Genomic DNA, 12,649 nt, shown 5'->3' with positions numbered 1-12,649 from the left:
GTGATCGGTCCGATACCAGGGACAGTCATCAGGCGTTGGCCCAGATCGTCCTCGGTTACCTGCCGTGTCAATTCCCTTTCAATGTCGGCGATTTGCGACTCAAGGTACTTGAAATGGGTCTGCAGCCTCTCCAGCACTTGTACCAGTCTTGGTGGCAACGCCTGTTCCGCCAGGATGGCGGGCAGGCGGCGGATCGCCGCGTGGCCAATAGGCAGACTGATGCCAAACTCCAGCAGAAAACCATGGATCTGGTTGCTGGCCTTGACTCGGTCGCGCACCAGGGAATCACGCACCCGGTGCAGCGCCGCTAAAGTTTGTTGGGCCTCATTTTTGGGCGTGACGAAGCGCATTGCAGGGCGGCACGCAGCCTCGCAAATCGCTTCTGCATCAATAAAATCATTCTTGTTGCTCTTAACAAAAGGACGCACAAACTGCGGCGAAATTAGCTTAGGCTGGTGTCCCAGCGCTGCCAGCTGCCGCGCCATGTGATGGGCGCCGGCGCATGCCTCCATCACAATGGTACAGGGTGGGAACTGGGCGAGAAATTCCATGAGCTGCTTGCGCCCGAACTTCTTGCGCAGCAGTGCTTTGCCCTGACGATCCTGTCCGTGGAGATGGAAACTGTGTTTGCCAAGGTCGATACCGATCAACGTTACGCTGTCCATGATGGCGCCCTCCAGAAATGAAAACACCCTATAAGATTAGGACTTATAGGGTGAGGGTGACCATCTCATTAACCGGGGTCAGGTCATGAAAAAAGGCAACATGCGCGCATGTTGCCTTTTTTCATGACCTGACCCCGGTTCTTTTGGACGGCGGTGTTAGCTGATGTAGTTGAACAGCGACAGGCCCGACAAGGTCTTGAACGATTTTTGCGCCGCGTCCAGGTTGATCTGCTGCTGGGTGAACGAGGAGATGGCCTTGACCGTGTCCACATCCTGCAGGTCCGACAGCGTGCTCGCGTATTGCAGGTTCAGGTCGTCGCCGGCGCTGTCGAGGTAATCGAGCTCCTTCAGCCGCGAGCCGACCGAGGCGCGCACCGACAGCACGTTGTCGAGCGAGTTGTCGATGCTGGCGTTGGCCTGGTTGAGCTTGTTGGTCAGGCTGGCCTGGCCGGCCGGGCCGTCGCCGGGCGCGCGCAACGCACCGATCAGGTCGGTCAGCGTGGTGAAGATCGATTCGCGCGTGGACGGCTGGATCGTGAACTTGTCCTGGTCGGCGGGCGCGCCCTTAATGTCGAACTGCATGCCGTCGAAGGTGATGTTCTGCCCGCTCACATACGGGATCGGCGTGGCCGGCACCGGCGCCGGCGGCACCGGCTGGCCCAGCGTCACGTCGGTGACGGTGTAGGTGGTCACGCTGGGGGTACCGGGCGTGGCCGGCGTGACGGCGAAGTCGATCTGGTACTGGTGGCCCGTGAGCTGGGTCGGGTCCTTGACCGAGCCGGGCGAAATGATGCCGCTGCCGCCGCGCGCATAGTTGCCCGGATCGGCGCCCGTGACGAAGGTGCCGTTGCCGTTCACGTTGTTCTCGAACACGGACGAGCCCGAATCGCTGACGGCCAGCTTGCGGGTCGAACCGACCTGCAGCTCGCGCTGGCCCTGGTCACCCTGGTAGGCGGCGCCGGTGGCCGTCTGGGTGAAGGGCAAGGTGGTCGACTTGTAGCCGGAGAACAAATAGCCGCCGGCGCCATCGGCCGTGTTGGCGATGCCCAGCAGGTCGGTCAGCCGGCCCTCCAGTTCCACGGCCAGCGATTCGCGGTCCTTCTGCGTCATCGAGCCATTGCCGGCGTTCACGGTCAGCGTCTTGACGTCCTGCAGCAGGCTGGTGGTGCTGGCCAGCGCCACCTCCTCCTGGCCCAGGCCGCTCTTGGCGTTCTGGCGGTTGGTCACCAGCTGGGTGTTGATCGCTTGCGACTGCGTCACCTCCAGCGCGCGCGCGGTGGCGATCGGGTCGTCGGCCGCCGTCAGGTTCTTGCGGCCGGTGGACAGTTGCTGCTGGGTGCGCGCCAGCGCCGTCTGCAGGGTGCCGATCTGGTTGACCCCGATGTCGTAGATCGTCTTGGAACTGATGCGCATGTTCATGATGCTATCCCGTCAAAAATACTTTAGCCGCCAATGTTCATCAGCACGTCGAACAGCTGGCTGGCCACCTGCATCACCTTGCCGCAAGCCTGGTAGGCCTGCTGGTAACGCAGCAGGTTGGCCGCTTCCTCGTCCAGGTTGACGCCCGACACGCTTTGCTGGGCCGCCGTGGCCTGCTGCACGGCCGCGTCGCTGGCCTGGCCGCTGATCTGGGCTTCGCGCGTCTTGTTGCCGACGAAGTTGACCATTTGCGCGTACGACGACTGGAACGTGGCGTTGCCGCCATCGAGCACGTTCTTGGTTTGCAGGCCGGCCAGCAACTGGCCGTTGCGGTTGTCGCCCACGCCGGCCGTGTTGGGGCCGACCGTGAAGGTGTCGTTGTCGGCCGGTGCGCCGCTGATGGAAAAACTGATGCCGCCGAAACTGATGCTGGCGCCATCGGTGTAGGGTATCGATGGCGTGCCGGCCGGATACACGGTGGGCACGCCGTTGACGGTCACCGTCACGTCCTGGGTGGCTGGAAAACCGGACAGCGAATTGGCCGCCTTGTTGTAGGTCAGCGTCAGCGGCGCCGTCAGCGCGTTGCCCGGCGTCAGGTAGTTGACGTCCACGCTGCCGGCGCTGATCTTGGCCGTGCCGGCGTTGGTGGTGGGCGCGGCCGTGGCGATGGGCGCGGCCAGCGCCACCTTGGTACGGTCGCTCAGCACCACCTTGACGCTGGCGGCCGCGTTGACCGTGGGCCGCACCAGGAAATCGTCGCCCGGCTGCGGCGCGCCCGTGATGGTGTAATCGACGCCGTCGATGGTTTGCGGCCCCGTCTGCGGGAACGGGTTGATCTGGGTCTTGGTGCCGTCGGACTGGCGGGTCACGTAGAAATTGGTGCCATCGTAATCGACGCTGTAGTCGCTGGCCGTGAGCGCGCTGGCGTCCGTCACCACGGCCGTCACGTTGGCCGTGCTGAGCGGCGAATTGCGGGTGCTGGCCGCCACCGAGGCCTGGATAGGCGCGAAGAAGTCGCCGCCCATGGCGCCGTTCTGGTCCTGGCCCAGGTGGTGCTGCTGGTTGAACGCGGTGACCAGGCCGGCCGCCACCTGGCCCAGTTCGTTTTGCGCCTTGTCCAGCGCGCCGCTGCGGAAATCAAGCAAACCACCCAGCTGGCCGCCGGCGAACACGCTCTCGGGCAAGGCGTTGACCACGCTGCCGGTCTGGTAACCGACGGTCACGCGGGTCACGTCGGTGGGCGAGGTGGTAGTGGCCAGGTTGTAATTATGGTTACCCACCACCAGCGGCTGGCCGGTGCCGATCGACACGGTCAGCATGTGGTTGTCGCCGGGGATGACGGTGGTCTTGACCAGCTTGTTCAATTCCGTCAACAACTGGTCGCGGTGGTCGAGCAAGTCGTTGGGCGCCTTGGATGGATCGCTGCTGAGGCCGGAAATGCTGTCGTTCAACTGCGCGATCTGGCTGGCGTAGGAGTTGATCTGGGTGACGGTGGACGTGATCTGGCTGTTGACCCCGTCGCCAATCTCCGACAACCGCGCGCTCAGGCCCTGGAAGCGCCCCGCCAGCGAATCGGCGCTCGACAGCATGGCCTGGCGCGAGGCGGCCGAAGCCGGATTGGAGGCGGCGTCGTGCACGCCGTTGAAGAAATCCTGCATGGCCGGCGACAGGCCGGCCGTGGGATCGGCCAGCAGGTTGTCGATCTGGCTGATCTGCGAATAATAGGTGTCCAGCGACGCCTTGTTGGTTTCCGCGCCGCGCAGCTGGTTGTTCAGGAAGTCGTCGTAATAGCGCTTGACCTGGACCACGTCGGTGCCGGTGCCGACGAAGCCAAAGCCCATGTCCTGCGTGCCGGTGTCGGACTGGATCGCCACCTGGCGGCTGTAGCCGGCCACGCTGGCGTTGGTAATATTGTTGCCAGTCGTCGACAAACCGACCTGGGCCGCCAATAAACCGCTTTTTCCGATGCTCAGTAGGGACATGATGTGTTCTAACGCTCTGTGTGGTTAATTTACGGCGGCATGGGCCAAAACTTGAACCGGGCCATGCCGTCCCCGTCAGCCGACCAGCGAATGCTTGATGATGTTGGTCAGCTTGCGGGCGTAATGGGGGTCGGTGGCGTAGCCGGCCCGTTGCAAGCCCTGGGCGAAGCTGCTGGCGTCACCCGCGCTGGCCAGCACTTTCTCGTAGCGGGGATTGCTGGCCAACAATTTGGCGTAATCCTTGAAGCTGTCGGCGTAGCTGTCGTACGCGCGGAAGCGCTCGACCCGGGTCTGGGCCTTGCCATTCACATATTCCGTGGTGACGGCCTCGGCCACCTTGCCCTTCCAGTCGGGGCCGGCCTTGATGCCGAACAGGTTGTGGCTGTTGCTGCCATCGCGGCCCTTGATCTCGCGCTTGCCCCAGCCGCTTTCGAGCGCCGCCTGGCCCAGCATGAACTTGGCCGGGATGCCGGTGGCGCGGCTGGCCTCCTCCGCGTGCGCGCCCAGCTTGGCCTGGAAACTGCGCACGTGGGCGGGGCCGCCCTTGGCCGCGTCAGCCGTGCTGGCCGTGCCCGCGGCGCCGTCGGTGGCGCTGGTGCCGCTGGCGCCGCCGGCGGCCGCGATGGCCCGCTGCAGCAGGGCCGGGTCGAAGCGGCTGGTGGCGGCGGGCGCGGCCGTGGCGGACGGGTCGGTGGCGGCGCCGTCGCCGCCGAGGGCCAGCGCCTGGGCGTTGGTCGTCTGCTGCGACAGTTGACGGATCAGCACGTCGGCCAGGCCGATGCCTTTCTTGGCGATGCTCTGGCTGGATTGCTGGTCCAGCATGGTGGTGAACATCTTGGTCTGCTGGCTGTCGAGCATGCCGTCCTGCGGCGTGGCGTCGCGCATGCTCTTCATCATCATGTTGACGAACATGGCCTCGAACTGGGTGGCTGCGCTTTTCAGCGCCTCGGGCGAGCCGGCCTTGGCCGACTGGCGCAGCGCGCCCATGCCCTGCACGTCGAGCGCGAGCTTGCCGGTCAGGTCGTTCTGGGTGTTCATGGGCGTGTCCTTAAATGATTTCCAGCTCGGCCCGCAGGGCGCCGGCCGCCTTCATCGCCTGCAGGATGGCCAGCAAGTCTTGCGGCGTGGCGCCGATGGCGTTGAGCGCCTTGACCACGTCGGCCAGCGAGGCGCCGCCCTTGACCAGCATCACCTTGCCGCTGTCCTTCTTGATGTCGACCTGGGTGTTCTGGGTCACGGTGGTGCGCCCGCCCGACAGGGCGTTGGGCTGGCTCACCTGCGGCTCGGCCGAGACGGCGATCGACAGGTTGCCGTGCGAGATGGCGCAGGTGTCGAGCGTGACGGCGCGGTTCATCACCACCGAACCGGTGCGGGCGTTCATGATCACCTTGGCCGGTTGCTCGGCCGGGTTGACCTGCATGTCCTGCAGGGTGCCGATGAAGGTCACGCGCTGGTCGCTGCTGCTGGGCGCCTGCACCCGGATCACGCGGCCGTCGAGCGCGTAGGCGATGCCGGGGCCGTACTTGTCGTTGATGGCTTCGACGATGCGGCTGGCGGTCGAGAAGTCCGTGTTGTTGAGTTCGAGCTTGATGATGTTGTTCTCGCCCAGCGACGAGGCCACGGCCCGCTCCACGGTGGCGCCGCCGGAAATCTTGCCCACGCTCAGGTGGTTGACCTGCAGCGAATTGCCGCCGGCGGCCACGCCCACGCCGCCCACCAGCACATTGCCCTGGGCCATGCCGTAGACCTGGCCATCGGCGCCCTTGAGCGGCGTCATCAGCAAGGTGCCGCCGCGCAAGCTCTTGGCGTTACCCATGGACGAGACCGTGATGTCGAGCGTCTGGCCCGGCTGGGCGAACGGCGGCAGCGAGGCCGTCACCATCACGGCCGCCACGTTCTTCAGTTGCAGGCTGGAAGCGGCCGGCAGGTTCACGCCCAGCTGCTGCAGCATGGACACCACGCTTTGCACCGTGAACGGGGTCTGCGTGGTCTGGTCGCCGCTGCCGTCGAGGCCGACGACCAGGCCGTAGCCGATCAACTGGTTCTGGCGCACGCCGGCGATGCTGACCAGGTCCTTCAGGCGTTCGGCGCTGGCCAGCGGCGCGGCCAGCAAGGTCATGGCGACGCCGAGGCCCAGCACGGTGGCGGCGCGGCGGAGGAAAGAGGTCGTGTTCATGATCAGAAAGGCAGCAAGCTCTGGAAGAAGCGCGACGCCATCGACGTCATCTCGGCGCGGTCGATCTGGCTGTTGGTGCGGTACTCGACGCGCGCGTCGGCCACGGCGGTGGAGGCCACCGTGTTGCCGGTGGCAATGTTGTCGGGATTGACCATGCCGGAGAAGCGGATGAATTCCGTGCCCTTGTTCATGGCGATCTGCTTCTCGCCGGCCACGATCAGGTTGCCGTTGGCCAGCACCTCGACCACCGTCACGCCCATCGTGCCGGTGAAGGTGTTGCTGGCCGACTGGTTGTCGCCATCGGCGTACTTGCTGGCGCTGTTGGCGGACGCGGTGGCGCCGAAGGTGCCCTGCAGCGGATGGGGAATGCTGGCGCTGACGCTGCCGGACTTGTTGCCCGAGCTGGCGCCGGCCTTCACGGCCGAGGTCTTCTCCGTGATGACCAGGGTCAGCACATCGCCCACGTGGCGCGCGCGGCGGTCCTCGAAGATGGGGCGGAACGCGGCCGGCTGGTAGATGGCGCCGTTGTTGCCGGCCAGTTGCTCGGACGCCAGCGGGCGCGCCGTCAGCGGCGTCTGCACGATGGTGGTGGGGATGGCCGTGCAGCCGGTGAGCGCGGCCGCGCTCAGCAGCAGGGCCAGGGTAGCGAAGGTTTTCATGGCGCGTCCTTACATCTGCGTCAGTTTTTGCAGCATCTGGTCGGAGGTGGTGATGGCCTTGCTGTTGATCTCGTAGGCCCGCTGGGTCTGGATCATATTGACCATCTCCTCCACCACGCTCACGTTCGACGTTTCCACGTAGCCTTGCATGATGGAGCCGGTGCCGTTGGTGCCGGGCGTGTTGGTCTGGGCATTGCCGGAGGCGCCCGTCTCCACGTACAGGTTCTCGCCCTTCGATTCCAGCCCGGTCGGGTTGATGAAGGTCGACAACTGGATCGAGCCGATCTGCGACGGCGCCGTCTGCCCCGGCAGCGTGACGGACACGGTGCCGTCGCGGCCGACGGTGATGCTGGTGGCGTTGACGGGGATGGTGATGGCCGGCTGCAGCACGTAGCCGCTGGAGGTGACCATCTGGCCGTTGTTATCGCGCTGGAACGAACCGTCGCGCGTGTAGGCGGTGGTGCCGTCGGGCAGCAGCACGTTGAAGAAACCGTTGCCGTTGACCATCAGGTCCTTGTCGTTGCCCGTCGATTGCGGATTGCCCTGGGTGAAGATACGCTCCACGGCCACGGGGCGCACACCGGTGCCGATCTGCATGCCCGACGGCAAATTGGTCTGCTGGGACGACTGGGCGCCCGGCTGGCGCACGTTCTGGTACAGCAAGTCCTCGAACACGGCGCGCGATTTCTTGAAACCGTTGGTGCTGACGTTGGCCAGATTGTTGGACACCACGTCCATCTGCGTCTGCTGCGCCTCCATGCCAGTCTTGGCAATCCAAAGTGAACGTATCATTTGCTTCTCCCAGTCGCTTGGAGCGCGGCGGCCGGTACGACCACTGCTTATCCCATGCCACCATTATGGAGGAGCAACACTCAACTCAAAGCGAGGATCTGGGTGGCTTTTGCGGCGTTATTCTCGGCGTTCTTCAGCAAGCTCATTTGCATCTCGAACTGGCGCGCCAGGCTGATCATGTTGACCATGGAATCGACAGCGTTCACGTTGCTGCCTTCGAGCGCGCCGTCGACCAGGCGCACGGACGGGTCGTTGTCGGCCGGCGTGCCGCTGTTCAGGCGGAACAGGCCGTCGTCGCCGCGCACCAGGGACTTGGGGTCGGGATTGACCAGCTTGATGCGGCCCAGCACGTTCGACGGGCCCGGCTTGAATTCGGTCGAGATGGTGCTGACCGTGCCGTCGCTGGCGATGGCCACGGTGGTGTCGGGCGGCACGGCGATCGGGCCGCCCTCGCCTTGCAGGGTCTGGCCGGCCGACGTTTGCAGCAAGCCGTTCTCGCTCACCTTCAGGCTGCCGTTGCGGGTGTAGGCTTCCGAACCGTCGGCCGACTGCACGGCGATCCAGCCGTCGCCGCGCAGCGCCACGTCGAGCGCGCGGCCGGTGGTCTGGATCGGGCCGGCGCGCATGTCGGCGCCGGCCGTCGTGTCGACCACGAAGGTGCGGGTGGGCAAGCCCTCCGACATCACGGGCACGGCGCGGAATGCGTCGAGCTGGGCCCGGAAGCCCGTGGTGGTGGCGTTGGCCAGGTTGTTCGACACGGTGGCCTGCTGGTCCAGCACGTGGCGCGCGCCTGTCATGGCGGTATAGACGAGACGGTCCATGGTGTTCGGTGACTCCGGTAAGGGGACGGGCGCGGCCGGCTGGCCGCGCCCTACGCGTCAAACCAGCTTTAACGCAGGTTGACCAGGGTCTGCAGCACCGAGTCCTCGGTCTTGATGGTCTGGGCGTTGGCCTGGTACACGCGCTGCGCCGTGATCATGTTGACCAGCTCGGCCGTCAGGTCCACGTTCGAGGTTTCCACCGAACTGGCGCGCAACTGGCCCAGGCTGCCCGTTCCCGGCACGCCGATCTGCGGCACGCCCGAGTTCGAACTTTCAGCCCAGGCATTGTTGCCCAGCGGCGTAAGGCCGTTGACGTTGGAGAAATTGGCCAGCACCACCTGCGCCAGCGGACGCGACTTGCCGTTGCTGTACTGGCCCAGGATCACGCCGTCGGAACCGGCCGCGAAACGCTCCAGGTGACCCGACGAGTAACCGTCCTGGGTCGAGGCCTTCTCGCTGGTGCTGCTGCCGTATTGCGTGGTGCCGACCCAGTTGGCCTTGATGGTCAGCGGCTGCAGGGAACCGGTGTCCGGGAAGATCGGCAGGCTGATGGTCAGCGGCAGCGTCTGCGGCGTGGGCAGGTTGGCCATGGCGGCCGCGCTCAGCGCGCCGTTGTTGTTGAACACCAGGCTGCCCACCTTGACGGCCGGCACGCTGACGGCGGCCGCCAGCGCGGCGTCGATCTGGTCCAGGTTGGTGCCAGTCTTGGTGCCGGCGCCATTGACAGGGTCGAACGCGGCGGTCAGCGCGTCGAGCTGGGCCTGGCTGGCGCCGGCGGCAGCGGCGGCGGCCAGCATCACGGGACCGGCGGCCTGGGCATAGGCCAGCGCGTCGGCGTCGATGGTGGCCTGCACGGGCGGCAAGGCGTTCACGTCGGCCTGGTATTGGGCCCGCGCGGCCTGCACGCCGGGGTCGGCCAGGATGGAGGTGGCCACGGCCTTGGCGGTGATCTCGGTGCCGTCCACGCCCGCGTACACGTCCCAGTTGTTGGCGCTGGTCTTGACGTAGTAGGTCGACATGGTGTGCGCGTTGCCCAGGCTGTCGTACACGTCGAGCACGGTCTGCTTGTTGTAGGTCTGCGGATCGTTGGCGTCGAACGGCACCTTGGTGGGCGCCAGCGTGTTGGAATTGAGGTTGAGCGAGAAGTTGGCCTGGGTGGTGGCCACCGGCGTCAGGTCGGACGAATCGATGGTGATGGGCACCGGCGCGCCCTGCAGGATCACGCCCGAGGAATTGGTCAGGTAGCCCGTCACCTGCGCGCCCTGGGCATTGATCAGGGTGCCGTTCTTGTCCATCTGGAACTGGCCGTTGCGCGAATACTGGATCGCGCCATCGGGGGTGGTGGTGCGGAAGAAGCCGCCGCCGTTGATGGAGATGTCGAGCGGGTTGTTGCTCGTTTCGATATTGCCCTGGGTGAACTGCTGGGCGATCTGCGACACGGACACGCCGATACCGGCGTTGTTGCCGCTCACCCCGTTGAGCGAATTGGCGTACAGGTCGGCGAACTGGGCCTGCGAGCCTTTGAAGCCCACCGTGCTGGCGTTGGCGATGTTGTTGCCGATCACGTCGAGCGATTTAGACGCGCCGTTCAGGCCGCTGAGTCCTTGTTGGAACATGGTATTCCCCTATCTGATGAGGTGGCTTACGAGGTGAGTTACAGTACTTGCTTACAGTACTTGCTTAATGTCGGCCATGGTCAGCTGGCCGATCGCGGGTACGTTCAGTTTGACGCCGGCGCTGCCGGTGGACACGCTGGCCACCGTGCCGAAGGTGAGCGCGGTGGCGTCCGTGAGCGCCTTGCCGCCCGTGGTGGCCGTGACGGAGAACGAGTAATTGCCGTCCGGCGCGACGGTGGTGCCATCGTCGAGCTTGCCGTCCCACACCAGCGGCAGGGTGCCCACGTCCACGCCTTTCATGGCGATGCTGTGCACCACGGCGCCGCTGCCATTCTTGACATCGATCTGCACGGTGTCGGCGGCCGTGGCCAGGTCCACGCCGAACACGGCCTTACCGCCGGCCAGGGTGATCTGGTTGCCGGCCGCCAGCACGCCGTGGTTGATCAGGCCGGTGGCCTGCATGGCTTCGCCGGACTGGTAACTGGACTTGAGCGATTCCAGCGTCGTGTTGAGCTTGTTCACGCCCGTCACCGTCGAGAGCTGGGCCAGCTGGCTGGTCACTTGCGCGTTGTCGAGCGGATTGAGCGGGTCCTGGTTCTTCAGCTGCGTCACCAGCAGGGTCATGAACTTATCGGTGTCGGCCTGGGTGGCGTCCGTGGCGGCCGGTTTCTGCGGGTTGACGGCGTTGAGCAGCGCGGACGACGGCGCGGCGGTGGAACTGGTTACGGTGGACATGGGAGCCTCGGATTAAATGGCGAATGGGCGACCGGCTTACTGGCCGATGGTCAGGGTTTTCAGCAACAGCGTCTTGGCCGCGTTCATGGTTTCCACGTTGGTCTGGTAGGAACGCGAGGCCGACAGCATGTTGACCATTTCATCGACCACATTGACGTTGGGCATGGTCACATAGCCCTTCTCGTCGGCCAGCGGATTCTTGGGGTCGTACTTGAGCTTCATCGGCGACTGGTCCTCGACCACCTGGCGCACCCGCACGCCGGTGGAGGCGCCGCCCTCGGTGGACGGGGTGGCTTCGAACACCACCTGCTTGGCGCGGTAGGCTTCGCCGCTGGCGCTGGTGGCGCTGTCGGCGTTGGCCAGGTTACTGGCCACCACGTTCAGGCGCTGGGCCTGGGCGCTCATGGCCGAACCGGAAACATTAAAAATACTGAACAGCGACGACATGATTAGTTACCTCCCTGAATGGCCGCCATCATTTCCTTGATCTGGGCGTTGATCATCGTGATGCCGGCCTCGTAGCGCAGGCCGTTGTCGGCGAACTGGTTGCGCTCGACGTCCATGTCGACCGTGTTGCCGTCCACGGCGCCCTGCACCACGCCGCGGTACAGCAGCGGCGTGCCGTCGGGCAAGGCCGCGCCATCCTTGGGTGGGTTGGGAAAGTGCTGCGCGGCCGTGGTGCGCAGCGGCGCCGGGGCGCTGGCGGCCAGCGCGTTCTGCAGCGCGCTGGAAAAATCGATGTCGCGGGCCTTGTAGTTAGGGGTGTCGCCATTGGCGATGTTGGACGCGAGCACCGTCTGGCGCTGCGAGCGCAAGCTCAGCGCGGCTTCGTGAAAGCGCAGGTAATCGTCGAGTTTCCCTAACATGACAGGCTCCAAAGTGTGCGTCCGGCCCGTGGGGCATGGACGAACTGGTGATGACAGGAGCCATCATACGGCCGCTTGCCCGGCGGCAATCGAACGATAAGGCTGTGCTTTTCCGTCCTATTCCGGGCTTGCTCGCTGGCGGGCCGGACTATCATGGCATCATTCCAGGGACACCCACACCATGAAACGACCATTGACCACTACCTTGCTGCTGACCTTACTCGCCGCCGGCGCCAGCGCCGCCGAGGGCAACGGCGCACGCCAGGACGCCGCCGTCCTCCGGCAAAGCGTGGAACAATTCCTGCAGACGCAGACGGCCGGCCTGCCGGGCCAGGCCAAGGTGAGCGTGGGCGCGATCGACGCCCGCATGGCCCTGCCCGCCTGTCCGGCGCCGCAAGCGTTCCTGATGCCGGGCAGCCGGGCCTGGGGCAAGACCACGGTGGGTGTGCGCTGCACGGCGCCGCAATGGACGATTTATGTGCAAGCCAACGTCAGCGTGGTGGCCGACTACATCGCCAGCGCCGTGCCGCTGGCCCAGGGCCAGACCATCGAGGCCGGCCAGCTGGTGGCCGTGCAGGGCGACCTGACCACCATGCCGCCTGGCATCGCCACCGACATGGCCCAGGTGGTGGGCCGCTACCCCAACGCCTCGCTGCCGTCGGGCACGCCGCTGCGGCTGGACACGCTCAAGAGCCGCCCCGTGGTGCAACAGGGCCAGCTGGTGCGCCTGGTATCGAGCGGCAACGGCTTTTCCGTCTCGGCCGAGGCGCGCGCCGTGAGCACGGCCGGCGATGGCCAGGTGGTGCAGGTGAGAACTGCCGGTGGGCAACAAATTAGCGGGATCGCCAAAGCGGGCGGCCTGGTGGAAGTCGCGTTCTGAAGAAATATGGGTTCTTTGCGGCAAGACGCGCTAAAGTT

The 12,649-nt window shown here is 65.5% G+C and carries 13 protein-coding genes; 1 reads left to right on the top strand and 12 read right to left on the bottom strand.

All coding sequences use genetic code 11. From position 1 onward, the window contains the following. The 12 genes from H3H37_RS14420 to flgB form a co-directional block, all read right to left on the bottom strand. On the bottom strand, positions 1–665 hold a 665-nt coding region (locus H3H37_RS14420), incomplete at its 3' end, for an IS110 family RNA-guided transposase (RefSeq protein ID WP_182163597.1). A 156-nt stretch (positions 666–821) separates the two neighbouring features. Further along, entirely contained in the window at positions 822–2,084 is a 1,263-nt protein-coding gene (flgL, locus tag H3H37_RS14415) for a flagellar hook-associated protein FlgL (protein WP_229218835.1), read from the bottom strand. 23 nt (positions 2,085–2,107) lie between these two features. Next, entirely contained in the window at positions 2,108–4,066 is a 1,959-nt protein-coding gene (gene flgK / locus H3H37_RS14410; RefSeq protein WP_182163595.1) for a flagellar hook-associated protein FlgK, read from the bottom strand. A 75-nt stretch (positions 4,067–4,141) separates the two neighbouring features. Then, a complete protein-coding gene (gene flgJ, locus H3H37_RS14405; RefSeq protein WP_182163593.1) occupies positions 4,142–5,104 on the bottom strand; it encodes a flagellar assembly peptidoglycan hydrolase FlgJ in 963 nt (320 codons plus the stop codon). 10 nt (positions 5,105–5,114) lie between these two features. Then, positions 5,115–6,242 carry a flagellar basal body P-ring protein FlgI gene (locus H3H37_RS14400; RefSeq protein ID WP_375540001.1) on the bottom strand — a complete coding sequence of 376 codons (1,128 nt, stop codon included), beginning with the start codon at positions 6,240–6,242 and terminating at the stop codon, positions 5,115–5,117. Positions 6,243–6,244: 2 nt separating this feature from the next. Continuing rightward, positions 6,245–6,901 (bottom strand): flagellar basal body L-ring protein FlgH, encoded by a 657-nt coding sequence (locus H3H37_RS14395; protein ID WP_182163591.1) that lies wholly within the window; start codon positions 6,899–6,901, stop codon positions 6,245–6,247. A 9-nt stretch (positions 6,902–6,910) separates the two neighbouring features. Next, positions 6,911–7,693, bottom strand: coding sequence for a flagellar basal-body rod protein FlgG (gene flgG / locus H3H37_RS14390; protein ID WP_182163589.1), 783 nt, complete (start codon positions 7,691–7,693; stop codon positions 6,911–6,913). A gap of 80 nt (positions 7,694–7,773) precedes the next feature. Continuing rightward, positions 7,774–8,514 (bottom strand): flagellar basal-body rod protein FlgF, encoded by a 741-nt coding sequence (gene flgF, locus H3H37_RS14385; protein WP_182163587.1) that lies wholly within the window; start codon positions 8,512–8,514, stop codon positions 7,774–7,776. A gap of 68 nt (positions 8,515–8,582) precedes the next feature. Beyond that, positions 8,583–10,130 carry a flagellar hook protein FlgE gene (locus tag H3H37_RS14380; RefSeq protein ID WP_182163585.1) on the bottom strand — a complete coding sequence of 516 codons (1,548 nt, stop codon included), beginning with the start codon at positions 10,128–10,130 and terminating at the stop codon, positions 8,583–8,585. Between the two features lie 51 nt (positions 10,131–10,181). Then, the gene (locus H3H37_RS14375; RefSeq protein WP_182163583.1) at positions 10,182–10,865 is read right to left on the bottom strand and encodes a flagellar hook assembly protein FlgD; all 684 of its coding nucleotides are present in this window, start codon (positions 10,863–10,865) and stop codon (positions 10,182–10,184) included. A 36-nt stretch (positions 10,866–10,901) separates the two neighbouring features. Further along, positions 10,902–11,312, bottom strand: a complete 411-nt coding sequence (flgC, locus tag H3H37_RS14370) for a flagellar basal body rod protein FlgC (RefSeq protein ID WP_182163581.1) — start codon at positions 11,310–11,312, stop codon at positions 10,902–10,904. A 2-nt stretch (positions 11,313–11,314) separates the two neighbouring features. Further along, the gene (flgB, locus tag H3H37_RS14365) at positions 11,315–11,731 is read right to left on the bottom strand and encodes a flagellar basal body rod protein FlgB (RefSeq protein WP_182163579.1); all 417 of its coding nucleotides are present in this window, start codon (positions 11,729–11,731) and stop codon (positions 11,315–11,317) included. 181 nt (positions 11,732–11,912) lie between these two features. On the opposite strand from flgB, the gene flgA reads away from it, so the two are divergent. Beyond that, the gene (flgA, locus tag H3H37_RS14360) at positions 11,913–12,611 is read left to right on the top strand and encodes a flagellar basal body P-ring formation chaperone FlgA (RefSeq protein WP_182163577.1); all 699 of its coding nucleotides are present in this window, start codon (positions 11,913–11,915) and stop codon (positions 12,609–12,611) included. The last annotated feature ends 38 nt before the right edge of the window (positions 12,612–12,649 follow it).

The sequence above is a fragment of the Rugamonas brunnea genome, from assembly GCF_014042345.1.
GTDB classification, from domain to species: domain Bacteria; phylum Pseudomonadota; class Gammaproteobacteria; order Burkholderiales; family Burkholderiaceae_D; genus Rugamonas; species Rugamonas brunnea.
The sequence above is the reverse complement of the archived record's forward strand: the minus strand, read 5'-3'. Positions and strand labels throughout refer to the sequence as shown.